General features: G+C 33.4%; 31 protein-coding genes and 6 pseudogenes. 11 read left to right on the forward strand and 26 right to left on the reverse strand.

Going from position 1 to position 26,497, the window contains the following annotated elements:
- Positions 1–119: 119 nt before the first annotated feature.
- A complete protein-coding gene (locus NST79_RS10630) occupies positions 120–359 on the reverse strand; it encodes a TM2 domain-containing protein (protein WP_326225622.1) in 240 nt (79 codons plus the stop codon).
- A 171-nt stretch (positions 360–530) separates the two neighbouring features.
- Between NST79_RS10630 and NST79_RS10635 the strand changes: the two genes are divergently transcribed.
- Positions 531–869: a helix-turn-helix transcriptional regulator gene (locus NST79_RS10635; RefSeq protein ID WP_080529405.1), complete on the forward strand. Its 339-nt coding sequence runs from the start codon at positions 531–533 to the stop codon at positions 867–869.
- A 33-nt stretch (positions 870–902) separates the two neighbouring features.
- Here the strand turns inward: NST79_RS10635 and NST79_RS10640 are convergent, their stop codons facing one another.
- The 6 genes and pseudogenes from NST79_RS10640 to NST79_RS10665 form a co-directional block, all read right to left on the reverse strand.
- The gene (locus tag NST79_RS10640) at positions 903–1,259 is read right to left on the reverse strand and encodes a hypothetical protein (protein ID WP_004399488.1); all 357 of its coding nucleotides are present in this window, start codon (positions 1,257–1,259) and stop codon (positions 903–905) included.
- Positions 1,260–1,359: 100 nt separating this feature from the next.
- The gene (locus NST79_RS10645; protein WP_029727212.1) at positions 1,360–1,644 is read right to left on the reverse strand and encodes a hypothetical protein; all 285 of its coding nucleotides are present in this window, start codon (positions 1,642–1,644) and stop codon (positions 1,360–1,362) included.
- Positions 1,645–1,677: 33 nt separating this feature from the next.
- Complete coding sequence (locus NST79_RS10650) at positions 1,678–2,007, reverse strand: HIT domain-containing protein (RefSeq protein ID WP_029318060.1); 330 nt, start codon at positions 2,005–2,007, stop codon at positions 1,678–1,680.
- 806 nt (positions 2,008–2,813) lie between these two features.
- Positions 2,814–2,942, reverse strand: a complete 129-nt coding sequence (locus tag NST79_RS10655; protein ID WP_212060353.1) for a hypothetical protein — start codon at positions 2,940–2,942, stop codon at positions 2,814–2,816.
- 9 nt (positions 2,943–2,951) lie between these two features.
- Positions 2,952–3,164: pseudogene (locus NST79_RS10660) on the reverse strand (hypothetical protein).
- Positions 3,165–3,167: 3 nt separating this feature from the next.
- A complete protein-coding gene (locus NST79_RS10665; protein ID WP_212060355.1) occupies positions 3,168–3,419 on the reverse strand; it encodes a hypothetical protein in 252 nt (83 codons plus the stop codon).
- A 65-nt stretch (positions 3,420–3,484) separates the two neighbouring features.
- On the opposite strand from NST79_RS10665, the gene NST79_RS10670 reads away from it, so the two are divergent.
- Positions 3,485–3,664: a hypothetical protein gene (locus tag NST79_RS10670; RefSeq protein WP_103032419.1), complete on the forward strand. Its 180-nt coding sequence runs from the start codon at positions 3,485–3,487 to the stop codon at positions 3,662–3,664.
- A gap of 13 nt (positions 3,665–3,677) precedes the next feature.
- Here NST79_RS10670 and NST79_RS10675 read toward each other — a convergent pair whose 3' ends face one another.
- The 7 genes from NST79_RS10675 to NST79_RS10705 form a co-directional block, all read right to left on the reverse strand.
- Positions 3,678–4,598 carry a hypothetical protein gene (locus tag NST79_RS10675; RefSeq protein WP_212060357.1) on the reverse strand — a complete coding sequence of 307 codons (921 nt, stop codon included), beginning with the start codon at positions 4,596–4,598 and terminating at the stop codon, positions 3,678–3,680.
- Positions 4,599–4,722: 124 nt separating this feature from the next.
- Entirely contained in the window at positions 4,723–6,084 is a 1,362-nt protein-coding gene (locus tag NST79_RS10680) for a hypothetical protein (RefSeq protein ID WP_339225750.1), read from the reverse strand.
- A 319-nt stretch (positions 6,085–6,403) separates the two neighbouring features.
- The gene (locus NST79_RS10685) at positions 6,404–6,631 is read right to left on the reverse strand and encodes a helix-turn-helix transcriptional regulator (RefSeq protein ID WP_212060368.1); all 228 of its coding nucleotides are present in this window, start codon (positions 6,629–6,631) and stop codon (positions 6,404–6,406) included.
- A 91-nt stretch (positions 6,632–6,722) separates the two neighbouring features.
- Positions 6,723–7,166 carry a hypothetical protein gene (locus NST79_RS10690; RefSeq protein ID WP_212060361.1) on the reverse strand — a complete coding sequence of 148 codons (444 nt, stop codon included), beginning with the start codon at positions 7,164–7,166 and terminating at the stop codon, positions 6,723–6,725.
- Positions 7,167–7,244: 78 nt separating this feature from the next.
- Positions 7,245–7,625, reverse strand: coding sequence for a UPF0715 family protein (locus NST79_RS10695; RefSeq protein WP_250629457.1), 381 nt, complete (start codon positions 7,623–7,625; stop codon positions 7,245–7,247).
- Positions 7,626–7,695: 70 nt separating this feature from the next.
- Positions 7,696–7,866: a hypothetical protein gene (locus NST79_RS10700; protein ID WP_212060364.1), complete on the reverse strand. Its 171-nt coding sequence runs from the start codon at positions 7,864–7,866 to the stop codon at positions 7,696–7,698.
- 113 nt (positions 7,867–7,979) lie between these two features.
- Entirely contained in the window at positions 7,980–8,813 is an 834-nt protein-coding gene (locus NST79_RS10705) for a DUF3895 domain-containing protein (RefSeq protein ID WP_339225752.1), read from the reverse strand.
- A gap of 666 nt (positions 8,814–9,479) precedes the next feature.
- On the opposite strand from NST79_RS10705, the gene NST79_RS10710 reads away from it, so the two are divergent.
- The 5 genes and pseudogenes from NST79_RS10710 to NST79_RS10730 all read left to right on the forward strand — a co-directional run bounded on the left by NST79_RS10710 (position 9,480) and on the right by NST79_RS10730 (position 13,272).
- On the forward strand, positions 9,480–10,385 hold the full coding sequence (locus NST79_RS10710; protein ID WP_212059728.1) for a S8 family serine peptidase: 906 nt from the start codon (positions 9,480–9,482) through the stop codon (positions 10,383–10,385).
- Positions 10,386–10,404: 19 nt separating this feature from the next.
- Positions 10,405–11,322 carry an SAR2788 family putative toxin gene (locus NST79_RS10715; RefSeq protein WP_339225753.1) on the forward strand — a complete coding sequence of 306 codons (918 nt, stop codon included), beginning with the start codon at positions 10,405–10,407 and terminating at the stop codon, positions 11,320–11,322.
- A 30-nt stretch (positions 11,323–11,352) separates the two neighbouring features.
- Positions 11,353–11,718 (forward strand): hypothetical protein, encoded by a 366-nt coding sequence (locus NST79_RS10720; protein ID WP_071577897.1) that lies wholly within the window; start codon positions 11,353–11,355, stop codon positions 11,716–11,718.
- 180 nt (positions 11,719–11,898) lie between these two features.
- Positions 11,899–12,461, forward strand: a pseudogene (locus NST79_RS10725) (SOS response-associated peptidase); the annotation flags it as partial.
- A gap of 9 nt (positions 12,462–12,470) precedes the next feature.
- Positions 12,471–13,272 (forward strand): annotated as a pseudogene (locus NST79_RS10730) (ATP-dependent DNA ligase).
- 239 nt (positions 13,273–13,511) lie between these two features.
- On the opposite strand, the gene NST79_RS10735 reads toward NST79_RS10730, so the two are convergent.
- From NST79_RS10735 to NST79_RS10745, 3 genes are all read right to left on the reverse strand, one after another.
- Positions 13,512–14,201: a hypothetical protein gene (locus tag NST79_RS10735; protein WP_250629445.1), complete on the reverse strand. Its 690-nt coding sequence runs from the start codon at positions 14,199–14,201 to the stop codon at positions 13,512–13,514.
- Positions 14,202–14,318: 117 nt separating this feature from the next.
- Positions 14,319–15,200 (reverse strand): hypothetical protein, encoded by an 882-nt coding sequence (locus NST79_RS10740; RefSeq protein ID WP_337993164.1) that lies wholly within the window; start codon positions 15,198–15,200, stop codon positions 14,319–14,321.
- 421 nt (positions 15,201–15,621) lie between these two features.
- Positions 15,622–16,023 carry a hypothetical protein gene (locus NST79_RS10745; protein ID WP_250629446.1) on the reverse strand — a complete coding sequence of 134 codons (402 nt, stop codon included), beginning with the start codon at positions 16,021–16,023 and terminating at the stop codon, positions 15,622–15,624.
- 120 nt (positions 16,024–16,143) lie between these two features.
- On the opposite strand from NST79_RS10745, the gene NST79_RS10750 reads away from it, so the two are divergent.
- The gene (locus NST79_RS10750; protein ID WP_010886526.1) at positions 16,144–16,404 is read left to right on the forward strand and encodes a hypothetical protein; all 261 of its coding nucleotides are present in this window, start codon (positions 16,144–16,146) and stop codon (positions 16,402–16,404) included.
- 37 nt (positions 16,405–16,441) lie between these two features.
- On the opposite strand, the pseudogene NST79_RS10755 reads toward NST79_RS10750, so the two are convergent.
- Positions 16,442–16,545, reverse strand: a pseudogene (locus tag NST79_RS10755) (hypothetical protein); the annotation flags it as partial.
- A gap of 612 nt (positions 16,546–17,157) precedes the next feature.
- Between NST79_RS10755 and NST79_RS10760 the strand changes: the two are divergent.
- From NST79_RS10760 to phrK, 3 genes and pseudogenes are all read left to right on the forward strand, one after another.
- Positions 17,158–17,331 (forward strand): annotated as a pseudogene (locus NST79_RS10760) (phage holin); the annotation flags it as partial.
- 143 nt (positions 17,332–17,474) lie between these two features.
- On the forward strand, positions 17,475–18,590 hold the full coding sequence (gene rapK, locus NST79_RS10765) for a Rap family tetratricopeptide repeat protein (protein ID WP_212059427.1): 1,116 nt from the start codon (positions 17,475–17,477) through the stop codon (positions 18,588–18,590).
- Entirely contained in the window at positions 18,587–18,709 is a 123-nt protein-coding gene (gene phrK, locus NST79_RS10770; RefSeq protein ID WP_212059429.1) for a PhrK family phosphatase-inhibitory pheromone, read from the forward strand. Before rapK ends, phrK begins: the two co-directional genes overlap by 4 nt.
- Positions 18,710–18,763: 54 nt before the next feature.
- On the opposite strand, the pseudogene NST79_RS10775 reads toward phrK, so the two are convergent.
- The 8 genes and pseudogenes from NST79_RS10775 to NST79_RS10810 form a co-directional block, all read right to left on the reverse strand.
- Positions 18,764–19,874: pseudogene (locus NST79_RS10775) on the reverse strand (Y-family DNA polymerase).
- Positions 19,867–20,160 carry a YolD-like family protein gene (locus tag NST79_RS10780; protein ID WP_080529416.1) on the reverse strand — a complete coding sequence of 98 codons (294 nt, stop codon included), beginning with the start codon at positions 20,158–20,160 and terminating at the stop codon, positions 19,867–19,869. The pseudogene NST79_RS10775 and the gene NST79_RS10780 overlap by 8 nt, the downstream one beginning before the upstream one ends.
- 256 nt (positions 20,161–20,416) lie before the next feature.
- Entirely contained in the window at positions 20,417–20,692 is a 276-nt protein-coding gene (locus tag NST79_RS10785; protein ID WP_059335910.1) for a DUF2651 family protein, read from the reverse strand.
- Positions 20,685–21,818, reverse strand: a complete 1,134-nt coding sequence (locus NST79_RS10790) for a hypothetical protein (protein WP_080529417.1) — start codon at positions 21,816–21,818, stop codon at positions 20,685–20,687. The genes NST79_RS10785 and NST79_RS10790 overlap by 8 nt, the downstream gene beginning before the upstream one ends.
- A 76-nt stretch (positions 21,819–21,894) precedes the next feature.
- Positions 21,895–22,698 carry a septation ring formation regulator EzrA gene (locus NST79_RS10795; RefSeq protein WP_080529418.1) on the reverse strand — a complete coding sequence of 268 codons (804 nt, stop codon included), beginning with the start codon at positions 22,696–22,698 and terminating at the stop codon, positions 21,895–21,897.
- A 672-nt stretch (positions 22,699–23,370) separates the two neighbouring features.
- Positions 23,371–23,502 (reverse strand): hypothetical protein, encoded by a 132-nt coding sequence (locus NST79_RS10800; RefSeq protein ID WP_273796633.1) that lies wholly within the window; start codon positions 23,500–23,502, stop codon positions 23,371–23,373.
- Complete coding sequence (locus tag NST79_RS10805; protein WP_080529419.1) at positions 23,502–24,614, reverse strand: RapH N-terminal domain-containing protein; 1,113 nt, start codon at positions 24,612–24,614, stop codon at positions 23,502–23,504. Before NST79_RS10805 ends, NST79_RS10800 begins: the two co-directional genes overlap by 1 nt.
- A gap of 333 nt (positions 24,615–24,947) precedes the next feature.
- Positions 24,948–26,396 (reverse strand): Cthe_2314 family HEPN domain-containing protein, encoded by a 1,449-nt coding sequence (locus tag NST79_RS10810; RefSeq protein WP_080529420.1) that lies wholly within the window; start codon positions 26,394–26,396, stop codon positions 24,948–24,950.
- Between the last annotated feature and the right edge of the window lie 101 nt (positions 26,397–26,497).

A 26,497-nucleotide genomic window follows, 5' to 3' on the forward strand; every position in this document is an offset into this window, starting at 1 on the left:
AAGAAAAATAAGAATTGACAATCAGGGTAACTGGGAATGTAACCGAGCCTCCAATTCAAAATAAATTTCTTTAAAATACTTATTTTATCTAAAGAGGGACTGTGTATCCCTCTTTAAAATTAAGCTTTAGATTGTTGCTGGAAGTAATAAAAATTGTACTTTTGATCAAACGCTTCTTCGCTTCCGTATAGAAAAATAATGAATTCAATAAATGCGATAATAGACGGAATACCAGTCCAGCAAAACAAAATATATAGAATACCTTGTCCTACTCTTCCTAAATAAAACTTATGTATTCCCAGACCCCCGAAGAAAAATGCTAATAATGCCGCTACAATTTTGTTCTTCTTGCTTACCATGACTTCCTCTTAGCTCATTGCTGCCATTTTTAAAATAATGCTTTCACATTATAATGCATTTTCCACCAGAAATCGCGAAAATTTAGAAATTCTTTTGAGATTTTTTTATTTAATTGAGAAATGAAAGCTCATATAATTGAACTAGATGGTTTTGGGAGGCGTTTATTCAAAATGTATGGCAAAAGATTACGTCAATTACGAAAGGCACACAAATTAACAATGGAACAGTTAGGCGAGAAAATTGGAATTGCAAAATCAAGTTACGGCGGGTATGAAGCTGAAAGCAAAAAACCACCATTGGACAAGTTGATTATTTTAGCTAAACTATACGATGTTTCAGTTGATTACATACTTGGGTTAACAGATGATCCTGATCCTAAAATGGAAAGAAAAAACCTAAAAGAGTTTTTAGAAAAACCAGATATTCACTGGGATGGATATAAACTTACCCCTGAGATGTTAGATCCTATACGGAAAATTTTGAAGTTGGTTACTGCAAACAACAATTAAAAAAGCCCTCATAAGGGCTTTTGCATAAAACAATTATTTCATTGAATTTTCTGGACTCATTTCAAGAAGTTTATTCATGATGATAGCTAAACTTTCACCAGCTTTTTGTAGCTTCTCACCTGCTTTTATCAGAGTAATTAAAGCACTTAAAAAGTCCACTAAGCTATTTTGATTTATTGCAACTGTTTCTTTATAAGCTTTGTAAGCTTCTTCAAACTGATCAAATTGCACACCTTTCATAGCAACAACAGCTAATTTATCTGAAATATTTCCATATGACTCTGTTAAACTAAAAAATCTTTTGACATTGATTAGTAAGGCAATGCACTTTAAATAATCGTGCCCCAGACCAATATGTAAATTGCCTGCCGCAAACAGCAAATCGTTCAAAACTGTGACGGTTCACCATTCCTTGCAACTGTTTCAATCCCTTTAGAGAACATTAGAGGATTATTGCTTTAGGATTTCTTTCTGCAGTTGCTTTTCTAATTCATTCTTTTATGGTTGGAACTCCTCCAAATAGGACAGATGCTTGTGAGCAATGGTATTCAACTTGAGCATATTTTTTAACAGCTGAAAAAACTCCCAAAAGAATTAAACTTATAATTATTAAAGTGATTGTCCAGGCGTTATACTCTGTTGTTATTGCTGTTATCAAAGAAAACAAAAAGTTTAATATAGGTACAATTGTAAGTTTTGATTTAAAAAAGGTAAGTACAATGGTAGTTATAGCTGCTAAACAATTAATAACTATTATAAATATGTACAAATCCATTTAGTTTCACACCTTTTGATTAAAAGGATTCTTTTATCTTAATGGCTCTCCCGAAGCTATATGCCAATGTAGATGCTTCGAATCCTGATATTCTCCCAAGTTTGTAAGTACTCTACAAGAACCGTTTTCTTTTGTTACCATAGCTGCAACCTTTTTTATCACACCAAGCAACTCAAGTAGTAGCTCGTTATCCCCTTCTTCCAAAGTTATTAAAGAAGAAATATGCTTTTTTGGAATTGCAACTATATGGACTGGCCAAAAAGGTCTTGTATGATGATACGCTAAGACATTCTCGGTTTCAAAGACTTTATTTACTTTTGTTTTTCCACTTAATACTTCATCGCAATAAAAATCTTCAGTCATTATTAATCCTCCCAACAGCGTTTAGCTTCGATCCTCATAGTCAATATATAAATTAATCCAATGCTCTTCTCGAGGATTTGGCTCTTTGTTAGTTATGTACCAGCCGTTAAAGTGGGCAATCAAATGAATCATTATTTTTCTGCTTGTCCTTTAGAATCCATACCTAATTGGGTAAAGCCACTTTTAGTGCTTAACGGATCTCCATCTCGGGGGTATCAAATTGTATAAGAGCTATATAGTATTTCCTAAGTCTGTACCAAAAGGTTATAGAGCCACCAAAGTGATCTCGATAGTGACTAACTTAAATTTTTGGTTTATAACTCTTTGATTTTAAATAGTCGGCAATTTCTTCCGCGCCAAATTCTTGACCTATTTGTCCTCTTTCTTTAAGCACCCTCTAAACCTCACAATAAAATGATTATTTTATTACTATTATACTACAATTACCCATGGTCATACTAAACAAAAAGCAGTCTATTCAGATCTGCTCCTTAGTGTTTTCTTCTTTTAAATTTTTGTTTAGTTTGAAACCGATTAAGACATTGACAATAGCTGCTGGAAGATATAAAATTCCTGCACCCATTATTCCTAACGCGGTACTAGAACTCACTATAAATGCCTGCATTTCTGTGTTTCTTGACTTCAAGCTAAGTAATACGAGGAGACCAGCTAAAACACCCATAAGCCGTGCAATACCTGAAATAAAGAAATCTGTTAGGACTCCAAATAATAGCCCTATAATCGATAGCACAATCCCGAAAAAGCTGGACAATAAAACTAAATTTTTAATGGCATTTCACCCCTTTTTAAAGCCGCTTCCATTCAACATACCCAAACCGCTTTTGATACCGGTCTTCCAGTATAGCAGCCCATTCAATCCATCCTTCCGCAATAAGACTTTTTTCCCCGTTCTCAATCCACTCTATCCAATACACCTAAACCCCCTAACACTTTACGACTTGAATTTCCCTTACCTCACATTGCACATTACACTTTGATTTGAGCTCATTTGCTACCTCAATGATTTCATACATTGTTTGCAATTTAGATGTTCCGTGGCGGTAGCTAGATGTCAAATAACCTTCCTCATCTAACTATGATTTGAAGTATTCCTTGTTTTCAAACTGCAGTACATAAAAATTATCAAGCAAAGGTATAAATCAACCTCTTTTAAATAATTTTGTAATCCTCATTGCTAATGGCAGCAAACCAATTATCATGAAAAAGGCAATTGCATTAAGCTTATTTTTGAAAAACAGGCTGGCCAAATTCCTTTCCATGCCCGCCGCTGTTTCTTTATCCATGAGTTTGTTAAACTCTTCATCATAGACCTGATCAACAAAAATAAACTTAATGCCAGTCAACAATCCAACTCCAAGCCAGATAATTAAAAAATAAGCTAATCCAATCATTGTTTCCTTCCCTATATCGAACGAAATTTGGTATTCTTGAGTATGTTGAATAAGTTATGTAGGTGATCTTGTGGAAGAGAAATACAAACGGGTATGATACTTCAATCGTTTATGATTACAAAGAATATCCTGATGTAAAATACGGCCGCTGCGACAATTGCGATTACACATTGTTCAAAAGCTCTGTGAAGAGTGGAATATTCTTACGTGAATGCCGGCGATGCGGTATGAAAAAGAGCATTTAGTTTAATGCTCTTTTCAGTAAAACTCTGTGTCTATTTCATAAATTTTAATAGTAGGAACAACTGTTTCACCATCAAAAGTTTCGATAGTCTCCATTCCAATCGCAGTTGCTTTAACACCAACAAGAACAGATCTTTTTTCAGAAGTGCCTGCTTCAATTTGTTTTTTTAATTCCCAGGTTATACTCCCAACATCACTTTTCACAGTTTTTTTCCCGATATAACATTTTATAATGCCTTTGTTTGCATCTCTTAAAAGAAAATAAGGGTTAGCCAATTTAAGATGTCTCCACTCTGACATCCATAGATAACCTATCAAATAAAAAGCATGACCAAGTTTTTTATTTTCAATATCATTAATTAATTTCCCTCGATCCTGTATCAAGTAAAGAACACACTGATCTTGCAATTCTCCATATATCTTTCTTTGAATCTCCTTATCATATGCAGCAAGTTCTTTTTTCAAAGTAAAGAAAGATCTCACACTAATAAGCTTTTGAATATATGGTTTAGTAATTTCCTTTATTGATTTATTTACAGTTACAGCGGCACGCTTGGAAATTACTGTATTAGAAGACCCGCTATTATTAAAATAAGTTTGCTCTTCTTCTAGTGGCACAACCCACTTTACTACATTGTATTTTGTCCTTTTTTCATTTACTTCAATTACATCCACATATTCATCAGGGATTAGATAACTACAACCATTTATATGGTTGTTTGGCTTACCGTTTGGTAGTCTCCGCAAAAAGAAATATGGTTTAGGGTTCTTACCACACCCCTTATTATGACTTAATTTAGCGTTGCAATTTGTATTTGGACAATAAAAAACTTGGCTTCTATCCTTCATTATTTTTGTAACATCTCTTGCATAAATCGATTTTAAAGTTCCATTTACCTCTATATGTGCTTTTTGAATTGATCTTCCTCTCCCCATTGTAGTTACTTACCTCCATTAAATTTTCTTTTAATTACGAATAAGGATGGGAAAAGTTGCAAACTTCTTTATAAAGCACTTCTTTTATTAGCAACATAACTTCCACTTTACTTACCCTATCCCGTTAAGAAAAGAAGCTATTAATATTAGAGATTAAATTTTGTAATTCATCTTTTGTATTCTCATTTAGTTGAAAATAAAATGAGGCTGCAGCAATTGCTGTGGCGATAATAGAAAATATCACCGTGGTGATTGTGAGAAAAAAAGTTGAAGCTCTTAATGAATTATTCGTTTTAATTTCCAATAATTTAGTTGCTTCATCTATCATCTTAGCGAAATATTGTGAATGGTTAAATGTTTTTTCAACTAGATAGCTTGTATTATCAACAATCATATCAGTTACTGCCTTTTCTCTATATTGGGGTCTAGAAGGCTCGAATTCGCTTATCTTTTTTAATGTAGATTTAACATTATCAAAATAGTTATCACCAATTTCATTTTTGAAACGTTTAAGTATTTGTAAATCTCGTTCTAACTCATGCCTTACATTTATTAGACTTTTATATTTTGGATTTTCTTTTTTTATAGATAAAAAAGTTTTATTCTGTTGAATAGCTACTTTTTTACTTACATCAAAAGCATATTCTCTAATAGCTAATATCGGAAGCAGCCTTTTAGTGAATTCTTGTAATGAATACACAATTTGAAAATCATAAGTAGGGTACATTGATTGCTTTTGTATTTCCGTATTGCAAGTAACTTTCAAGGAGCAATCTAAAAAGTGAGGGCTTGTCTCCTCTGAAAATAACTGCCAATAGCCATCCTTAGATACATCATAAAAATTATCCATTCCAACAGAACGCCAAAAATCATTTTTTAAGCCTTTTTTCTCTTCCTTAATTTCACAAGAAAGTTGCTTTAATTTATAAACCTCAATGCTTGGTGGAATTATTCTGTTATTTGTAAAATACAAATCAAAAAATTTGCTGATTTCGTTCATTGTTATCCATTTTAATTCGATTATTAAGTCTTCTAACATTTGGTTCTTGATGATTGGTTCAGCTAATCCTTTTGCACCCCAAAATTTAAAAAATTTCTTGAGAGACGGAGTAAAAACAGAACTTCCTTTTACGTTCTTCTCTACTATGCATTTGTATTCATTTAGAAATTCATCTGAAGGTTTTATTAAAAATTGTAAAATAACAGATGAAGAAGTAACATGTGAAGCTTCCACATATATATTTTCAACAAACTTTGATAGTCTTGGTTCTTTACCGATATCAATAAAACCAAAGTTACTCCAACGCCCACTATGAATACTTTGTTTTACTTCACTGCAAAAATTATCGATCCGTTCAAATTGTTCAAATTGTCCATATTCATGTTTTGAAGGAAATTTATTTATAAGTTTCTTTAGTCCTTTGTTTAAATTATCTAGATTCTCAGTTGGTATATATTCCGCTACGTATAATGATAGTAAATCCAACTCAATGTTATTCGGTTTTTCATTTGTCCAAAAGTTTCTGTCCCACCCTTCAATACTTATCCTTTCAAGACTTGAGGAATGTACTTTGATTTAAAGCTCCAATCCTCTTCTAAATGTATTTTTTTAATATACGGTACAAGTAAGTCAGTAAATTTTTTATTGAATTTATCTTTATAGCTTAATCTCTTACTACTATATGGGTTTTTTATTTTTATCATGTGGCTCCCTCTAAATGTTGATTTTAAATAAAAGTACGATTTTATGTAGACCTAGAAAACTTGTAATTCTTTCCTAACCTTATAACTTTAGTATACCATTTTCATCCTGAGTGATCGATATGGTTATTGTCTTTTTGGAATATAAGCAATTCCTGCAGCTCGATGCTTAGGTATGTACAGACTTTATCTAACAGCTCTCTTGGATACCGCTCCATTTCATCTCTGTATAGCTTCCTGACAGTCGGATACTCATGATCAATATCTCTGGATAGCTGCCTGATACTGATCTTCCTTTCGTCTAATATGTGCTTTAAATTTGATTTAATCAGTGTTCTCACCTCTCAGTCTTGATCACTTAAAATGATCATTAAATTTGTAGTAATGGCCAAGGCTTTAAATCTGCCTTGGCCTTGTGGAACATTAAAAAGGATAGTCGTCCGGCTCTTCATGGTCAAATCCATAAGTGCCTTTTATTTTCACATTCCCACATCCTGGATTTTTTGTAATCTCTAGAGAGTGATTTTTATATGGATCTCCCTCTACTCTGTCTGTTGCAGTAAAATCAAAGTGGTTTCCTGTGAATTCTTTTACACTCCTTGGGAAAACCCATCCACCCAGAGTTATTCTGTTGATTGTCATTGTTAGAGTACAACCTTCGGCATCAAAAATCGTAAACTTGTACCACAACCAAGTGGGAAAGTAGTTCTCGTTGTCATAATCAGCCATCGAAAACCCAGTGGATTCCTCTGTCATAGTAAAACTCACTTTCTTGTAATCAGTAGTTATCTTAGCAGTGGCACTGCTATCATAAAAACCTGAGATAAATCCAAAGCAAATCAAAGTCAAAACGATTGCCCTTTTCATTCCATCTCCTCCCCTCACCTAATTATAGCATAATCTGGTAATTCGGAGGTTGGTGATTTCTCAGATAACTTAGATTACTTAGCTGCTACCTTTGCCTTGTTTTGCAGAAAAACTGAGTCCCAGACCCAAAAAGATTACAGCAAATGAAATGCTAAATAAGTAAATTTCGTATCCCATTAGAAAGTCTATGGTGGTCTTTGGATCAGTACTTATAGCAAAGATTAACCACACTAAGAAAGAAAAGATTATGTATATGAGTAAATATCTCAAGTTAAATCTTTTTGGATTGCGATTCAAGAAATATTGAACAGGTGTAGCAAAGATTAAATAGAAGATAAAGAGAATGGCACTTATTAAGAAGTACGGAATATAGCCATCATAATCAATGCCAAAAACATAAACAACAGCAGCTGATAATGCAGAAAAGACATGCACAATAAAGATCCTTAAAACTTGCATGTTTATTACTCCCTTTCATGTAGAAGCTTCTGTCTAGATCCCCCCTTAAAATCACTTTAAAATCCCTGTTCTATTTAATCACAGCTTCAATTTGCAAAAATTCTCCTAATGGTTCAACACCTGTTACTTCGTACATACAGTCGTCACAAGTATTAAGAAGCACAGTTGTATCCTCTTTTATTTGACCTCTCTCTAACATGGTCTGTAATGAATTTATTAGCTGCTTTACATTCATAGACATTCACTCATCCTCCTTTTTTATTTCGCTTATTATTCAATAAACTCTCTTTAAATCAACCAAAACTTCATACCCTATCGAAATTGAGTTATTTCTTAATCAAATCCGGTATATACTTAGCTGCCATTAATATTTTCAAGGAAAATACAAACAGATGGGAATATTTTCGGTTTCCCTGTAGAGTATCGATGCGATGGAGCGATCTTGTTTTTTATTAAGAATTCACAGATAGTCTCTGGGTTTTTTACGCCTCTGTTATATAATTCTCTTATCCTTTCTTTTTGAATATTAGTAAGAGAGAAATCTGTTGAAGTAATTTTTTTCTCTTCATAATTATATACGTCAATATTTGAAACTTCGTGGGTAGGCAAATTAACTGTCTTGTTATCCGAAAGAATCTTTTGGTTAACTTCCTTTAATAAATAATTAATTTGTCTAGCTGATAAAGCTAGACCCATATCTAATTGCTTCTTTATATTGTCTGCTTTATTGAACTTATAATCATTAGGAATATAACTAATTTCATTTTCAATTGACCATTTCGCTTTTGTTTTATCTAATATTTCAGTTATTTCTTTATCTATTAGGTCGAACTCTTTTTTTATTTGTTTGACAACATGTTTTTTTAAAGAGATATGTTTTTCAAAGTGATTGACCCCCAACCTTTTAATCTCACCACTCTTGTTGTTTTTTACGATGTATTGATATCTTAGTGGCCTTCCACACTCACATGGTGTGTTGTTATTTACAAAACCATTGTCAATATAGTCGATTAAGACCCACTCGTCTATTAGTAATTGCATATCTTCACTTGAAGCATTCTCAAGTCCTTCGTATCCAATAGCTGCTACTTTTTGAACCTTATTAAAAGCATCGACTTTTTTTGTTTTAACATAATCCATTAAAAACTTTTTCTGTTCTTCATTAAGAAACGAAATGTCTTTAACCAAGTCCTCTCCCCCTTTTCTCAATTTATTACGGAAGTGTGTAGCAGTACTTACTCTAAAAACAGAATGCTCTAATGTAAAACAGTTATATGCACATCCCCTATTCCCTTTATTATACAGTGAGATCTTATCTATTTAAAACTGCTGTTTTATTCAGAACTTAATGTTCATTGTTCCTTTCCCTCTTCCATCCATTGAAGGTGCTAGCCACTTCATAGTCTCTTTAATATAGTTTTAATAATAAGCTTCATGAGACAAGGTGATTTTTTGCCCGCTTGCACGCCCCCTCAACATTTTAAAAATTTCCACGGGCGTTTTAGTACATTCTCCATTCTCTATATTCCAAGTTTTTGTTTCATTGCCTAACCATTCTCTCTGGTAACGTCTTTTTTAGATGACACTTTAATCTCTCCATTCTGTGTGAAATTGTTGTTTACTTAATTAGATGCCATAATAAAAAAAGCTTCCTAACTTCAGATGCTGGTACGCTTTCTTTCTTAATATATGAACATAAAACGACTCCTAGCATTCTCTTGTTTATTCAACCCTTCCACATTTAGAAATTTCAATATTCAAAATTTATTTTTCCCATCTTTACTTACATATGGAAACAAAGTATTATTTACCTAAATGAAAAATAGTTAAAAAGTAGCTGAAAGAGGTTATTAAATGAAAAAGTTTTTTGTTACTTTTCTTGTGCTATTCTCCTTAACAGGTTGCACGAGTAAGTATTCTCTAGTTACCTTGTCAAATGGTGACTGCAAAACAAACTGGGGCCTATGTACTGTGTTCCCAAGTAAAGAAGTTAAACTTTATTCTCCAAAGAGTCCTATAAAGGTAGCTGTATTAGATAGTGGGATTAATAGCTCCATGTCTATTTTTGAAAATAGTTCAATCACCTCATATGATGCTATAAAAAATAATTCCACTACAAAAGATTCTTTGGGGCATGGTACAGCCATAGCGGGTGTTATTATGGCTCCTTTAAATAAACAAACAGTTCAAGGAATATCTCCTCAAGTGAAATTATTCGATGTTAAGGTTCTTAATGATAAAGGGGGTGGTGAAGTCAATGATGTAATTAACGGTATCAATTGGTGTATTAAACAGGATGTTGACATTATCAATCTCAGCTTTGGCTTTCAAAAAGACGACAAGGGATTAAGAAATGCTATCAACAAAGCAATTGAGAAGGACATAATAGTAATCGCTTCTGCTGGCAATACGTTAGGTCTTTCAACGGATTATCCGGCAAAATATAAAAATGTTATCTCTGTTTCCTCTATTGATAAAAACCTTAAAAGAGATCCATTTGCAGCAAAAGGTAAGATTGACTTTGTTGCACCAGGCGTTCAAATTCCTGTTTACACTGACAAAGGTGAAGTAAAAACCGTTAATGGAACATCATTTGCAACAGCTTTTGCAACAGGTGTTGTAGCAAATATTCTTTCTGAAAATCCACATTTTCAAAGAGAAGATGTAATTAAAAGCTTAAAGAGCACAGCCAAAGATTTAGGAAAAATAGGCCCTGATCAAGAATATGGTTATGGTTTAATACAATTCCACTCACAATAAAATAAAAAGGAGAAATAAATTGAAATATTTTATTAGCTTTTTACTCGCAGTTTTTGTATTTTATAGCGTAGGAACAGAGTTTGTTTCTGCAACAACAAATCAAAATATCAATGAAGAAGAATTAATTGATACTGATGAAACACCAACAGAAACAATTGACAGTGACCAAATTGATTCAGAAACTGAAGAGATATTTGGGGAATCTATTGATGACAGTAATGTTGAATTAGAAAGCGACATAAATGGTAATGAAGCAACAATCCAAACAAATATTGAAACAGATGGTTTATCTGTCGATGGTGAGTTAGAACTAGATTTAGACACAAGTAGTATGGTTGTTTCTGCAGAAGCAGAAGATGATTCTGGAGAAGTTTTCAATGGAGAATTTAATGTTGAATTACAAGATATAAATGATGATGGAGATTTCATTGCAACTGTAACTGATACGAAAACTGGGGAAGAGTTTAATGTAAATACTGCTGAAGTGCATGCATCTTGGTACCCACTAGTTTGGATTGCTATCGTGGTTGCACGTATAGGTATAAAACAAGCTATTAAAAAATTCGGCAAAACAAGTGTTAAACAAGCAACCAAAAAGTATGGAACTAAAACATCTGCTTCAAAAGCTGTCCGTAAAGTTAGTATGAAAAATTTAGACGACCACTACCGTAAGCACAAAAAAGAATTTGGCAACATTACGAAATCCCAATATCTAAATAAAGCTCGAACTTTTTTAGGAAAAGCAACTAGCAAAACTGTTCTTGAAAAAAGAAGCAAGAAAAAATTTGGTGGCAATTATCGTTATTATAAGTATAATAAGAAGACCAATGAATTCTTATCTGTAGAACGACAAGGGAATAAAGATACTATAATAACGTACTTTAAGCCAAAACATCCAAATAAAAAAGCTGGTTATAATTATTATAAAAATCAATAAGAACTATATATATATTAAAGAGGGATTGCTATGACTAAATTATATACATGTTTAATTTGCGGATATAAAGGATTAAGTGAAAACCCATTAAACAATGATGGGGAGTATCAAAAAACATTTGAAATCTGCCCTTGTTGCGATTTTGAATACGGCTACAGTGAAGATCATGAAGTAAGCTTAGGTTTTATTGTAACGCCAGATTACTTAATCGAAGCTGCAATTCAGTTATACCGAAAACAGTGGATTGAGAATGGCATGAAAATTGCAAATCCTAAATATATTCCAGATGAATTAAGAAACGGTGACTGCTTAAAATTTGAGGTGTTGTTAAAGCAATTGAATAGCCTAAATCTCGATACAGAAAACTTTGAAATCAAGGGATTTAATGGTTATTAGGCAGCTTCAAGCCCCCGGTATGGGGGCTTTCTTATTATTGTAAAGACTATCAGAAGACTGTTTAAGTATTAATATCATTGATTATTCTTTCTCCATATTCCCCTGACCAACACTTCAACTTCTTTAACCTCAACTGTTTGCTTCATCACTTCCCTCCTTTTTGTTTTTCGTGTATCAAGCTTGTACAATGACATCATCAAGCAATTCAACATAGATCAATTCTTACCTGAAGGTGAATATCACCCAAACTATAATGTCGCTCCTTCACAAAACATCCTGACAATCATTAACGATGGATCCAATAACCTTGGGCAAGCTTAGATGGGGCCTTATCCCTGCTAAAGTTGAAAAGATAGATACAAGATGATTAATGCTCGTGCCGAAACACTGGCCGAGAAACCAAGCTTTCGAAAGCCACTTGTCAGCAAACGTTATATCATCCCTGCTGACAGTTTTTACGAATGGAAGCGTCTTGATCCAAAGACAAAGATTCCTATGCGGAATAAGCTTAAATCGTCGAATCTCTTTGCTTTTGCCGGCTTATATGAAAAGTGGAACACGCCAGAAGACAATCCGTTGTACACTTGCACACTCATCACAACAAAGCCTAATGAGCTTATGGAAGACATTCATGATCGGATGCCAGTTATCCTAACTGATGTGAACGAAAAAGAATGGCTCAACCCTAAAAATACTGATTCTGACTATCTGCAAAGCTTACTGCAGCATACGATCCTAATGACGGTGATATTTTGTTTGTATCGCTAATGCTATTACATTCAATAAAAGAGCCTTTTGATGACGAGAGCTATATCACTGAGCTTAAATTTGATGGAATCAGACTCATCCTTTCTAAATTTGATAATCAGATTAAGTTATACACTCGTCACAACAACGAAGTAACAAGCAAGTTTCCAGAACTCTTGGACTTAGATATTCCAGATGGAACAGTGCTCGACGGTGAAGTTATTGTAGCTGCCCCCAGGCGGCGCCCCTGACTTTGAGGCTGTAATGGAACATTTCATGTCCCCACAATATCGTTTACTGTGTCTTTGATGTTATCTACAAAGACGGTCAGTCAATTGCAGCTAAGCGACTCACCGAGCGTAAGACAGCTCTGAACTCACTTGAACTGAATCATCCAAATGTTTGTGTAATCGAAGGAATGAAGGTAACGGACTCGCTTACTTCAATCTGGCCAAAGAAAAGAACTTAGAGGGAATCGTACTCAAGAAAGCTAACTCCCCTTATGAGATCAATAAACGTTCACATAATTGGCTGAAAGTGATCAATTACGATAACACTGAAGTTCTTATTACCGGCTACACCAAAGAGGATATAAAATTCCTTCTGTCTTATCCTGATGGAACTGCAGCTGGATTTATGGAATTTATGCCCCATGCGAAACGTGGCAAATTTCATTCTATGAAACAAGTAAAGTCTGAATCTGATGATTATGTATTTATTGAACCTATTTTATGTAAAGTTAAGCACAGATTTAAGACTAAACACGGTAAACTCCGTATACCTTTCTTCGAATCATGGAGAGTATAAACTCTCCGTTACATAACTCCTTATTGCCCAGCAATTAAAATAACAAATGAATATTAAGCACATAGATCGTTTAGTTTTTTTAACGGTATTATAGGTGTTTTGATTGCATCTTGGACATGAAACAGTCGCTTCAATTTAAGATGCATTGAAAATCATTTCATTACAGCTTCTATAAGTAAAATCCATCCTTGTTTCTTGGCATAACTAGATCGCCCACTTCCTATATAAAAAATCCCTAATCAAAGATATTTTTCTTCGGCTTCTCTCATTCTTCTGAAACGATGGTTTATTTTTACGTCTTTAATTTTGAAATGCTGATTCGGATTTATTACGATGACTTCCTCTTCAATATGTAGCCCTAACCAACACATACCATAACCTTGTTCATTAAAAGGGCACAGATCTCGATAAAACAATACATTTTCAATTGGAACTTCGACTGCAACTTGAACTTCTCGTTGATACCTGTTTTCATCTGTTGTAAAAGAAACTAGAGTATTCGTTTTTAATAAAGATGGATTTTTATAATAACTGTCTAGTTCATTACGAGTTAATCCCCTATAGAGCAACAATGTTTGTGAATCATTCTCACTTTGGAGCTTTGCTTGAGTTTCCCGATAAATACGCATTATTTCTGCTTTCATAGTTTTCTCAATTAAAGAATAGGCTGGCTTTCTGATTATTTTCTCAATAACCTTAAGTCTATAGTTGAAAGATACCTCTGTTTTTATATTGAATACCTCATTAACCATCTTAGTTAATAAAAATTTGGACTCATGCTCATTGACTAAGTTGGTATTGACCCATGATGTTATTTTTTCAAAAAAATTTATAATCTCTTCATAGTCACTTCCAAAAATCAAATGATCAAGATACGGATTTTTAACATATAACCAGTTATTGGATAACATTTCTTCACCCTTATTCAATTTCCATTAACATTCTTTATGTTACAAGAATCTTTTGAAACATAAAACAGTTTAGGCCGATGCTGGATATTGTCAACTTCTTATCTTTTTCATTCAATTTAAAATAAAATGAAGATCTTATTGACTTTTCAGCTCCACACTTATATTGAGGTTATTTGCAATACGTTTCCCCACCTCATCGGAAACTATTTGAGAAACCCTTTCTTTAAATCCATAAAGCAACCGACCTCTATCTCTAAACCCTTCTTCAATAAGTTTACCAATCTTTGCTCCCGCAATACGATCCAGCTTTCCTGATTCAAACATCTTTTGAACTTCATTAGAAACCGCAGCACTAATCATTTCTTGAATATCTTGCCGTGTGATACCTAATTCGTTATGTATGAAGTTTTTCATATCTTTATATCCACTGTTTTTATTTTTGTGCATCTTTTGATGTTTATCTAGTGGGACGAGAACGCGATATTCTTCGCCAAACATCATCCCAATAGTTTCTACGCTTACATCTCCATCAGAAAGGCGTGCTTTTACCCTTCCAACTCTCCCTGCATCATGGGCGCCCCCGATTACTTCGTCAGGCCTAACAACGATAACCTTCTCGCAGACTTCTGCATTGCGATCGACCATTTCGTAGCGCTGACCGTCAATGTGAACGATGTCGGTCGGTTCGAGTACGTGATATTCTTCGCGTAGGATAAATCCGTTATTATTGCCACCACATCTAGCTGCGTCACTTTCTATGTGCGACTTTCCCGGGCGGTCTCGATTAACTGTAAAAATGGCGCCGTTCTCGTACCAATCATCACAATCAGCCTTCTCCACAATTACGATCTTCTCGCCAACCTCCGCCTTCCGATCGATCTCCATGTATTCGCGTTTAATGCCTCCTAATTTTTCGTCGACAAGCACATGAATCTTCTCATTAGTTTTGGTCATATTTCCATCCTCTCTTATTATTTTTATATTTTTTTCAATTCTTTTTAGATTTTCACTTTGCATTTCACTCTTTATATTGTAGAGGCATCACAAAAGACAGATGCCCATATTCTCGGAGGTGGAATCTAATGAAATTTCTTCTAGACTTTTTTGCAAATTGGACTTTTGATAAAGTCATGGATTATTCACTAGCTGCTGTAATTTGGTTTGTATTCAAGTCCAAGTCAAAGCAGAATGAAAATCTCGATGACTTTGAAGAAAGACGCCGCTATAGAGATTAACATCCCCCTCTGCGATCGTTATCGATGCGTGTACCTATATCGATAACGATCCCTCCTTAGATGTTTAGTTAAAAACTATCTTTTATTTAGAAGTCTCTATTGAATCCCAATCAAATGTTTCAAGAATAGTAATCAGCCTTTCAACTTTCGGCGCTCTCCAAGCTGTCATAGCGTAAGTATGGGCTTCTGAAGTATAGTGGTGCTTATTCAATTTGATATGTCTCTTCGCTTCTGCTTTGGTCAAAAACATTGTATTTGGAATGTATAATGTGAACCTTTCTTTCTGGAATTAATTCTGCTTCTTCATCAATGTATTTTTTAATCCACTCAATAGCTTCGTCATAGTCGTCCTCAATTTCTTGCAGCTCTGTTAAAGCTTCCTTAGCCAGCTCACTATCTTCTCTAATTTCTTCTAGATAATCATCTAAAACGTATGCTTCTGCAATATATGGCAGGTAAACAGAATAGCGCTCTGCGTTTTCCTCCCGGACTTCGACCCATTCATAATCACCGACTGTCCAAAATCGTGGTGCAGCTTGACCGTCGGTATCTTGAGTTTTCAACTCTTGCTGAAGTTCTTTTAAAAACTGAATATCTTGATTCATTCGTTTCCTCCTATCTGTTTAAAATCACGATTTTAACTATTTATGATCCATTAGTCACTTCCAAAGCAACTTCCATTTAACTCATAATTAATATATAAAATGTAAATGGAGTTGATATATTTGAACCTTCGAAAAATTTTATTGAGTTCTGCTTTATCATTAGGTATGCTGGTATCTGCTGCTCCTGTCTTGGCAACAAGTTCTTCGTCTGAAGTGATAGTAAAAAGTGATGAATATGATTATGACACCATATATCAGCTTAGCCCCCTACCAAACTTCAAGCCTTCTATTGAATACAATGGATATACTTATACTCTTACACGTTATTATTTCGATTACTCAATTCAGTTTTATACGGCTATTTATACAAAAGTTGTTTAAACTTATAGGGAGCTTTTTTAGCTCCTTTTTCACCTTTTTAAGCAAGATATTTCTTTCTATGCAGTCTTTTATGTATGAAATCAAATGCTTTCCCTAATTCCTTCTCTTCTGTTACCGCTGAGTAATAACAATTACTTGGCCATATCTTATATTGCATCTAAGGTTTAGTCAGTCGAAATCATTGAATATATAGTACTTTACTCAGAACATTTTGCTTATTAAGGACATAATAAGTGTTCGTATTAATTTTTCCTGTTACGATAACGATCAAAAACAAAATAATTTATCCCATTTTAAGACAGAAGTTATTCTGCTTTTCAAAAAAATATTCTTGATTTTCCCTTTTTATATGCATCCATAAAGCATTCGAGCATAACCATTATATGTAACTGAAATGCAGGTATAAGAGTTATTATATAGGGATTAAACTACCATTATATGGGGGTATATTAACATCCAAATACTCAAAAGCAAGAACAAATGTACCCATAGCACTTCCATTTCCACATCCTTTCCAAATTTACATTTTCCCAATTTCACATTAAATCGTCCTTTTTCACATCGTAATCGCTATCGTAAAAGCCTATATTATCAATGTTTTTCCCTCTTCAAATTTCCCTTTTTTCATCAATATTTGCTTGAAACGCCCCCTTTCCCCTACTCCCACTTACGTTTTACGATCGTTTGTCCCCTATTCACTAATTAAAGTATCAAAAATCCTTATGTTTACTGTCTTTTTTAGCTCATTATAAATTTTTACGATAAGCAATTGCCTCTGCTTTTGGGTACGACTTGACTGTATTTGGTGACGACTTAACAGAGAAATTTAATGCCCTTCTGACTTTTTTATCTGCAATGGGCATCATTGTTGACCCAACAACTCAAGGTATTTCTGATAGTGAACAAGCAATGGATTATGATAAACCCCCTCCCCTTCTCTTAATTGAGGAGGGTATTTTTTTCGTAATGAAAAAATTGCAGAAAACATTACATCCTTTTACAATTTTTTCAATGACTATGTTATGATTGTTTTCGAGAGATTTTTGAAATTTTCAGAAAGAGGGGTTTGGATGAGTAAGATCGCTTCAGAAGTTGTCGCTACTACACTGAATGACTGGTACATTGCTATAAAAAAGCAAAAGGTTGATGAGTCAATAAAATATTATTCAGAGATAAAGAAACTTTTTGATGAAATGGAAGAAGATCAAGAAGTTCTTGCGTATTATAGTCTATTAGAAGAAAGACATAAAATGTTGCTGCATTCCTCACGAGGAGAGCCTTTGCAAAAGCATACCTATTTTACTGAAGACAATCAAAACTTCATTAAAAAAACAAATGATAAATTAGAATACAACTTTTATTTATTTGAAGCAATGTATGAGGCATACAACAAAAACTACGATCGAGCAATTAACTTATATGGATTAGCTGAAAAAAAGCTTGCAGAAATTCCAGATGAAATTGAAGCAGCTGAATTTTACTCTAAAGTCTCTTACTTATACACTCTTGTTAAACAAAGCATTGTGGCACAACATTATATAAAAAATGCAATTTCAATATATAAGCGACACCCTGATTACAAATGCAAACTAGCTACATCAACAATGATTGCAGCAGCAAACTATGCTGATATGAATCGATTTGAGGAAGCAGAACAATATTACTTAGAAGCAATTGATATTGCAAAAGAAACAAAAGATGAATTTTTAAAAGCTCAATTATTTCACAATCTCAGCATCGTTTATTCTGATTGGAATAAACCTGATAAATGCATCGAATCTCTTGAAAAAGCAATAGGAAATGAATCTTGGTTACATTCAATTTATTATATAAATTCTTTATTCATGATGATTAAAGAACTCTTTAAAATTGACGAAAAAATGAAAGCCATTAATTTTTACAATAAAGCACAGGAAAGACTCATAGTAATGGAGAATAAAGTATACGAAGCCAAAATTAGCATCTTATACAACCTTTATTGTGGTGAATTAAAAAATAATTTCAATAATTGTATTAGTAATATTGAGTTTTTAAAGCAACAAAATGAACTTGAAAGTGTAGATGAATTGTCCTACATAGCTGCAAAAAGGTTTGAATTAATAGGTGCTTTTGAAGAAGCAACGCGCTTTTTCAATGCGAAAATTTGGGCTGAACAGAAAATGAATCAGGTGGAGGGAATCTTATGAAAAAACTTGTGCTTTGCGTATTTATTTTAGCTGTGATTTTAAGTGGAGTAGCTTTAACGCAATTGAGTACAGATTCACCATCTAACATCCAGGTAGCTGAAAGGCCTGTCGGAGGTTAAAAAAGGTTGATTAATTAATTTAGCCCTACTCATACATTTGAGTGGGCTTTTATTTTATGATTTATGTCCACCAGTCAACCCAGCTCTGTGAAGCGCTGTACCTGCAAACGTAACTGAGATACTTCTCACTGTTTTATCCGAGTAAAACTTATTAAAGAGCATCAAGCAGCATCTATAAATGTCCATTGTGATATTTGTGGGAAGATCAATTGTTTTGGATCGATGAAATCCACCACCAAGCTCGTCCTTACTGTACCCAATTCCCAGGCTGATTGTCCGACCAACTTTATTATGTATACGTGCCCTTCTTGCGACTTCCTCACAAATTTCCAAAAGAACAGCCTTAATCTCTTCTCTCCTTGTATAATCCCTAAGTAAAATCTGACTCTTACCAAAACTAATCTGACCTTGCATCAATCAATGGAGCGCCTATTTCCGATAAATCGATTCCATGGGCATGATAATACAACTGGTTCCCCATTATTCCGAACTTCTTTTCAAGCAGTTCTAAAGGAAATTTAGCTAACTGACCTACAGTTGATATACCCATTCGATTCAGATTTCTTTCCATCCTCCCTCCTATCCCCCACATCTTAGACAAAGGGCGAACCTTCTAGAGTTTATTTGGTACATCTTCATATCTCCAACGTGCAATACCACTCTTTGTGTCCTTGCTCTCCAGGTCTAGTGCAAGCTTACTAAGCAACATATTGTCACCACTCCCAACTGTGCACATCAAACCAAATTCTCTCCACATGCTGCTTTGGATTGCTTTGGCCATTTCTTCAGGATTCTCTTTTCCTGCATCTAAAAAAGATTCATCAATTGAATACGTGTGGACACATTTTTCAGGAATAAATCTGTAAAACAGCTTTGTAATCTCAGTTGAAACTCTGATGAAAAGCTTCATTTGTGGATTTACAATGTGTATTCTTGGATCTTCAGGTATCTCAAATAGTCTCGATCCTGTTTTGATTCCAAAATCTTTTTTAAGTGCAGGAGATGCGGCTAATACTACACTTCCCTGTCTATCCGTATTCCCTACAACGGCAAGATAACATGTTAAAGGATTAAACCCCATTGCTACAGCCGATACAGAAGCATAAAAGGATTTCATATCGACACAAAGTATATTCTTACGTGGAAATTGTGGGTAATCAATCATTGTATGTAACTCCTATGATGTTATTCATGTTGATATAAACTGTATTGTCGTTCTGGTCTTTTACGTGTAGCTTTTGTTGTTCAAAATTAATGTAATGGACTCTGCCGGTGACATTTTCAATGAATCCATTGTTAAAGAGTTTGAATTTCAACTCTTTATTAAATTCAAGTGCCTCAGAAACGAGAATATCCATCTCATCAATTTGTTTGTCATCTAAAGATGGCTTTTCAACTTTTGATCCATCAATCAAATCTTGTTTAAGCTGTATTAAATGTTCTAGCATCATTGATGTCCATTGATTGTTCCTCGATCCCTAAGCATATAGACTCACTCCTTTATTGATCTAATATTAACAGAACGAATGTTCCCAACTCAATTAAACAAGAACAAATGTTCAATGTAAATGTTGGTAATAAATAAAACCCCCTTATAAAAGGGAGTTAATTAGGAGCAAATCAAGTTGCCATATTACTTAGGGTTTCATTGAAAGAAATGTACGACAAATATGCTGTCAAAGTGATCGCAACGCTTCGCTTCTGCTATCATCCTCTAATTAAAGTTGCAATGGATTTAGTTAGAATTCCAGATATAAAACATACAACTGTCATGATAGTCACCCAGATTAAAAAAGTCGGCTCTAACCCTATTTCAATTAGCATAAAAACTAAAGAGAGTACGAATATAATCAAAGTTGTTACCCATACTCTTTTGAAAATAAAGTATCCTATTATCCCTAAGATAAATGATACAGCCGGCAGTACAAGTAGTATTAAAAATGCAGGACCACCCAAATGAGATATCCTCCTAATCTTATTCATTATGCAATAATTCAAAACGTGCAATTTCCCATTCTTTTTTCGCTTTTAATGGTGTTGTATTAACCTTTTTCCCTGATTTTAAGTCATAGGAGGTTATTTCCCCTAAGACATTCTCTTTTTGCATGTCAAACCCTTTGATAAGGACGTACATGTTACTATCACCAAATTTAACATCATTCAATAACTTTTCACTATTTCCTGCATAGAATTTGAAAGATTTTTTCTTATTTAGATTTTCATCAAAAAAGCTAACTTTTCCATTGTATGAGACAGCAACGATCTCATCATTTATTCTCTTTAATTTTGTTGGGATGAATCCATTCTCCATTACAACTTCTTTTTTTGTTTTTAATGTCTCCTTATCAATCAATAATATTTTTGAAGGTTCTTTTTCATTTACATTATCATTAATAGCTAACATAAATGTTTTTTCATCAAAAGGTTGGAATGCATCTTTATCATCTGTAAAATAAACAGTTTTATTTGGAATAGAGGCTTTCTTTTCCTGCTTGTTCGTTTTTGGATCAATTGAAATGATGAACATATTCTCTTCATCACTAGTAATTGCGTAAATTTTATTATCTAGGACTTGCGCTGAAACAATTTCTCCATCAAGCTTAATTTGGTTTTTCTTTTGTTTGTCATCTTTCCAATAAACCAATTCACCTTGTAACCCTGAATCAGTGTATCCAACGTTTATATCATGTAACACATACTTATCTGAAGTGTTAATGAAAAAAGCTCCTTCATCTTCGGTTTCTTTAGATAAGCTTTTATCATTAAATTTCTTAATACGTCCAGTTTTGTTATTAATCATAAAATGGTTATTGCTTCTGTTTGAAGAAAAAAAAGTATCGTCTTTATTATATGATGATACACTAAGATTAATGCCATCCTTTATTATGACGCTATCCTGTACTGCCCCATTCTCTTTGTATATAGCTAACTCAGCACCTCTGTCTAATGTGTGTGAAAAGCCAACAATAAAATCGCCTTTGCTTATATTTTTTAATGCAGTTTTATTATTATTGTTCCTTTCTGTCTTATTTCCTGTCGGTTGTAAATCACATGAGCAAGTGACTATAAGCATACTCACCAGAATAAAAAGGGTCTTTAGTCTTTTCATTTTTTCCTCCTTATGAAGCAACAAAACAATCGGTTATAATCCGATTGTTTTGGCTTTGATCATTTGTTTAAAATCATTATTTTCTGTGGTGGAATATCACCGTATTATCTGATTTAACCAGTTCCATTGGAGTTACAAGAGTGTCCCATTTAATATTGTCAATGTCATGTCCTTGATTTTTCCATGAACGCCATGCTAGTTGAGAGCAGTAGAATTTTTTTGTTGTTTTTTTGTCAAAGAAGTTTAAATTATATTTCTTTTTGTCGTCAGCCTGTTTCTCTGCATATTTTGCAGCATTTATATATTTATCATTGTTTGATTTTCTAACCCATAGCCCATAAACTTTCTTTTTACTTCCCCAGTTATTAGTATATCTACGGACCCCATCTTGTTTAATTGGGCTCCAATCTTTATGCCAGGCTTCAACTGTTTTTGCCTTATTTCTAGATACAATAGCGGCATGTCCTACACCAATAGACCAGCTTCCAGAGTTAATCTCATAACTAACTAAGACATCGCCTTTGGTGCCCAATGACCCTGAGACTTTGTTTTCTGGTTGATATTCAGGTTCGTTCCACTTGTGTAAAACTTCATCAATTTCACCGGATTCTTTCAATTTTTTTATTTCTTCTTGTGACTCATTGTATAAGTCATCTGCATGTTTTTGCACAAATTGATATTCTTCCTTGCTCATTTCATAAAACTTATTAATCTGCTCATCGGTCAAGCCTTCTGCTTTTAACTCTTGGATTTCAGTTTGAACTCTTTGATCGGCAAGACTCGGGAATCCATCCGCTTTTGCACTATGACTAAACCCCAGACCAGAAATTAACATTGTTGTAGAGAACATGGTCGCTAATAAATACTTACTCCTTTTCATTGTAACATCCTCCTTATCAATTGTTAACTTTTTTTCAAAAATATAGAAGCGACAACACTTTTGAAGCAGCACACCAAAGGATTTGTGTGCTTTAATCGAGAGTTATAGAAATGAATTGCGCGTTATCCCAATAACTCCCTTTCTCACTAAAGCTTCCTACATTGACGATGCTCCACAGCAACAAAAGTTATTTAAACCCTTTTTATGTACCAAATCACCCCCTACCCAGACCCTATCACAATATTAGGCTGTATTGAATACCTTGTCCTATAAACAGATCAAAATCACCAATTATTCCAATATTTGAAAAAAGTTGTGCGTAGTTAATCTTTAACAAACACACAAGTTGTTCTTTATGTCACGTTTTCTGGATTTTAAAGTGCCAATATCTCGTCAAGATTCATAAAACTGGTATAAAAGCACCTCTCCGTAAATAGTGACCTAAGTCACATTTTCACTTCATATTGAGAAAATTAGTGCTTAATTTTTTGAACACACTTCATACTTGGTTTTGGTCTTCCCTCTGTGAACCACTTTTGACAACAAAAAAAAACGAGGCTGATTTACACCACGTTTTTGTCCTTTATTCATTCCATTTAAGATGAGAAAAATAAAGACTGTCGAGACTTTATTCAACAGTCTGATCCTTTTTTACCAACTAAACTTTTATACTTAGATTCCTACCGGAAGCTCTGCGACCTGCATGTCACCAGATGCTGTACTACTATTAACGTGTGTACCAACACTTAAAGATAATCCAAAGAATGTTACCGCTAAGATCGAGCCAAGGATAAACTTCTTCATCAAATTCCCTCCAGTTTTCTCATTTTCTCTTTGACTTTGATTGCTTTATTAGCAAATTCCAAAGCCTCTTTGTAATACTCGCCCTTTTCATAATACCTTGAAATAACCAAGGAAAGGTCACTTACTCCATCTAAGTCACCTTTCTCTTCTAAGTATTGTACGTTTTCCCTGCATTTGTCAATGCTTTCATCTACCCTTTTACAATATAGGTCATGAATAATATTTATTTTGGTTTCATAAATTTTATTCGATCTAAACTTTAGCTCCTCTTGTCCTTTCTTGAGATAATACATGGCATTATCCTTGTCGCCTATTTTAAACCTCTCTCGGACAATCATATAAATGGAGTTAATGTAGTAAACAGATTCACGCCATTCATTGCATCTAACAGCTTTCTTAATTGCATTTATGCATTCTTGAGATTTATCAAAATTGGAATAAAGAATACTGATGTTGTGATATTGCATTGCTTCATAAAACTCATCTTTAAGTTCCTTAGCAGTCTTGATTGCAGTGAGAAAGTATTCCTCTGATTCTTCAAACTTCCCTAAATGCATATAATTCGTTGCCTTAATGACATAACAAATTGTAAGGTGTCTTTTATAATCTTCATGTTGACTGTATATATTGATTGCCTCATTAATATAACCTAACGACACTGCACTTTGATGAAGTGTCACATAGAGAGAAGCCGTTTTCATATAAAACTCTGCTGCTTCAATATCGCTTTCAATTTTAGAGAGCTTCTTTTCAGCAATTTTTAGCAAACTGATAGCTCGCTCATAATTCTTTGTATAGGACATGTACTCAGCTTCGTAAAGGTAAAAATAGTAGTCAATCAAGTTATCAATATTGTAACCCTGTAGCTCTTTCTTCTTCACTTTCCAGTCGTTTGGAGGCAGTCCCTTACCTTTGTTTTTGAAGAGCATCATCTTGTACCTAGACTCTAAAAGCTGATAATAAATGATAACCTTATCGTCTTCCTCCATATGCTTCAAGGATTCCTTAGCTTTCTTAAGAAGTTGCTCTGCCAAATCTATCTCACATTTCTTAATAGCAACATGAAGTTCATTCAGAGTATTAGCGACTACCTCGTGTGCGATCGTACCCATTTACAACCCCTCTTTTCTAAAATGTTTCGAATTATTAAACAATATAACAGATATTTGCAATATTTGGAATAATTTAAAAGTGATTTTCGGTAAGTTTTCGTCATACCGCAATAACCTTTTGGAGACTAAAAAAGTCCCTATTTCTTTTAATCAGTCCGCCTACTGATTGCATTATTGTCTTGAAATAAATAAAAGCGGGCTCCGAAAATGGAGTACCCGCTCTAGAAATATTGGCAAAATAAATTGTTTAAGATTTGAAATAAAAAAGAACCTGCATTAATCACGATTCTTTCCCTAATTTCCAGACTTTGTTTTATGGTTAAAACCATTATTTTATTTAGTGTTCAAGTTAAAGTTGCTTATAAGCGCTGCCATATGAGGATTAATGGTAGTAGTCATCCTATATATTAAATCATCAAACTGTTTATAAAGATCCTTATCAAGAAATTCTTTAACTACGGCAGGGAAAAAATTATAAACCATATACTTAATCAACGCTAACAAGTCTTTATTATTTAGATATAAACAAATTAAAAAATAATCGTCAAATACAACAGTCCCTTCAGTTTGTTTGAAACTAAAATCGGTTCCATGCATAAACTGCTGTCTTAAAAAATCCAAAGATTTAAACGAAGGGGAACTAATAATTTTATTTAACTTATCTGTTAGTAACTCGTCAAAATGATCTTCTTCATTTTTTATCAAAAGTTCAGAAACATTTTTAAAATAAGTTTTGTTCCCATGTAAAGAATAAGTTTTAGTGAAAAACAAACCTAGTTTATCATGAACAGAATATGTTCTTGTTAAACATAAATTCATAAAATATTGGTAATCATCTAAATTGATGATCTCTAATATTTCAGTAGGCAAGTGATCTTCTACATTTTCCACCCTGTATAATAAAAAGAAATAAGAAAAAGCACGGAATACTTCATGAAACCTAAACACAATATCGCTAAGTATGTTTAATAGAGGTTTAATTTGATTTTTCTGTTTCATAAAAGGTAATAAATAATCATAGTAATTATTTATTACATTAATGAAGCCCTCATGCGCTTTATTATTATAAACAATATAATCAAAAATTTCCTGTTCTTGAACTGAAGGTAACTTAACAACTGGGAATTCTTTTATTCTGTACTTATCTATATCAATATTAGATATGTTTATCTCTGTATTAAGAATATCGTAATAAAATGCCTCTAATATTTCAAAAATCTTATCTTCAATAACCGAAAAATTTAGAGTATCCAACAAAGATACATTACCATACTCAGGATTCAAACCATGGTCTATATTTTTTCTAAATTTCATGAGTAAATTATAATTATGGTTCCCCAATAAATCATTTATAAGACTGTATACTTTATGAGTTCTATATTCCGCTACCTTTTTTGCCTCTTTTTGAATTCTCTCGAAATTTGCGGAGATATAATTATCCGGTTTAGTAAATCTAAATTTTACAAGTGTTGCAATATTGTTTATAGCTATTGACAAATAATAAACTCTGTTAAAGTTAAAGAAACTTGGAGAAAAATACAAATTTATCCATGGCTCATTATTAAATTTCAAACGTTTACTTTTATATTCTCCACATAAAACAGCATACTTTAAATGAGAAAATCCAAGTTTTATAAAATGCTGCATAAAACCGTTATATATAAGTTTAAAGTACTCATCTTTATGCTCTTTATTTTTGTAGATCTCTAAGGTCCGCTTATATTCTCTAGCATCTAGTTCATCTAAATCTTGTAATAAAGAATCTATTTTGTGTTTCTCCATCTGTGTAAGGTCTCCATTCTATTATTTTAACCAATTATTGTTTCTGCAAAATAATAACAGAGCATCTACCGTATTGTATCTCTTTATCAATGAACAATTGC

Origin of the sequence: Bacillus sp. PS196, from assembly GCF_037963555.1 — a bacterium.
Classification (GTDB): Bacteria; Bacillota; Bacilli; order Bacillales; family Bacillaceae; genus Bacillus; species Bacillus subtilis.

Bases quoted from the DNA above. Each gene is read 5' to 3' on its own strand.
- NST79_RS10720 (WP_071577897.1), top strand. From the start codon at position 11,353: ATGACTAAATTATATACATGTTTAATTTGCGGATATAAAGGATTAAGT.
- NST79_RS10650 (WP_029318060.1), bottom strand. From the start codon at position 2,007: ATGACTGAAGATTTTTATTGCGATGAAGTATTAAGTGGAAAAACAAAA.
- NST79_RS10795 (WP_080529418.1), bottom strand. From the start codon at position 22,698: ATGAAAAGGAGTAAGTATTTATTAGCGACCATGTTCTCTACAACAATG.
- NST79_RS10780 (WP_080529416.1), bottom strand. From the start codon at position 20,160: ATGATGCTAGAACATTTAATACAGCTTAAACAAGATTTGATTGATGGA.
- NST79_RS10690 (WP_212060361.1), bottom strand. From the start codon at position 7,166: ATGAAAAGGGCAATCGTTTTGACTTTGATTTGCTTTGGATTTATCTCA.
- NST79_RS10790 (WP_080529417.1), bottom strand. From the start codon at position 21,818: ATGAAAAGACTAAAGACCCTTTTTATTCTGGTGAGTATGCTTATAGTC.
- rapK (WP_212059427.1), top strand. From the start codon at position 17,475: ATGAGTAAGATCGCTTCAGAAGTTGTCGCTACTACACTGAATGACTGG.
- NST79_RS10665 (WP_212060355.1), bottom strand. From the start codon at position 3,419: ATGATTGGATTAGCTTATTTTTTAATTATCTGGCTTGGAGTTGGATTG.
- NST79_RS10805 (WP_080529419.1), bottom strand. From the start codon at position 24,614: ATGGGTACGATCGCACACGAGGTAGTCGCTAATACTCTGAATGAACTT.
- NST79_RS10645 (WP_029727212.1), bottom strand. From the start codon at position 1,644: ATGGATTTGTACATATTTATAATAGTTATTAATTGTTTAGCAGCTATA.
- NST79_RS10810 (WP_080529420.1), bottom strand. From the start codon at position 26,396: ATGGAGAAACACAAAATAGATTCTTTATTACAAGATTTAGATGAACTA.
- NST79_RS10700 (WP_212060364.1), bottom strand. From the start codon at position 7,866: ATGTCTATGAATGTAAAGCAGCTAATAAATTCATTACAGACCATGTTA.
- NST79_RS10675 (WP_212060357.1), bottom strand. From the start codon at position 4,598: ATGGGGAGAGGAAGATCAATTCAAAAAGCACATATAGAGGTAAATGGA.
- NST79_RS10635 (WP_080529405.1), top strand. From the start codon at position 531: ATGTATGGCAAAAGATTACGTCAATTACGAAAGGCACACAAATTAACA.
- phrK (WP_212059429.1), top strand. From the start codon at position 18,587: ATGAAAAAACTTGTGCTTTGCGTATTTATTTTAGCTGTGATTTTAAGT.
- NST79_RS10740 (WP_337993164.1), bottom strand. From the start codon at position 15,200: ATGCAAAGTGAAAATCTAAAAAGAATTGAAAAAAATATAAAAATAATA.
- NST79_RS10800 (WP_273796633.1), bottom strand. From the start codon at position 23,502: ATGAAGAAGTTTATCCTTGGCTCGATCTTAGCGGTAACATTCTTTGGA.
- NST79_RS10630 (WP_326225622.1), bottom strand. From the start codon at position 359: ATGGTAAGCAAGAAGAACAAAATTGTAGCGGCATTATTAGCATTTTTC.
- NST79_RS10785 (WP_059335910.1), bottom strand. From the start codon at position 20,692: ATGAATAAGATTAGGAGGATATCTCATTTGGGTGGTCCTGCATTTTTA.
- NST79_RS10745 (WP_250629446.1), bottom strand. From the start codon at position 16,023: ATGAATCAAGATATTCAGTTTTTAAAAGAACTTCAGCAAGAGTTGAAA.
- NST79_RS10695 (WP_250629457.1), bottom strand. From the start codon at position 7,625: ATGCAAGTTTTAAGGATCTTTATTGTGCATGTCTTTTCTGCATTATCA.
- NST79_RS10710 (WP_212059728.1), top strand. From the start codon at position 9,480: ATGAAAAAGTTTTTTGTTACTTTTCTTGTGCTATTCTCCTTAACAGGT.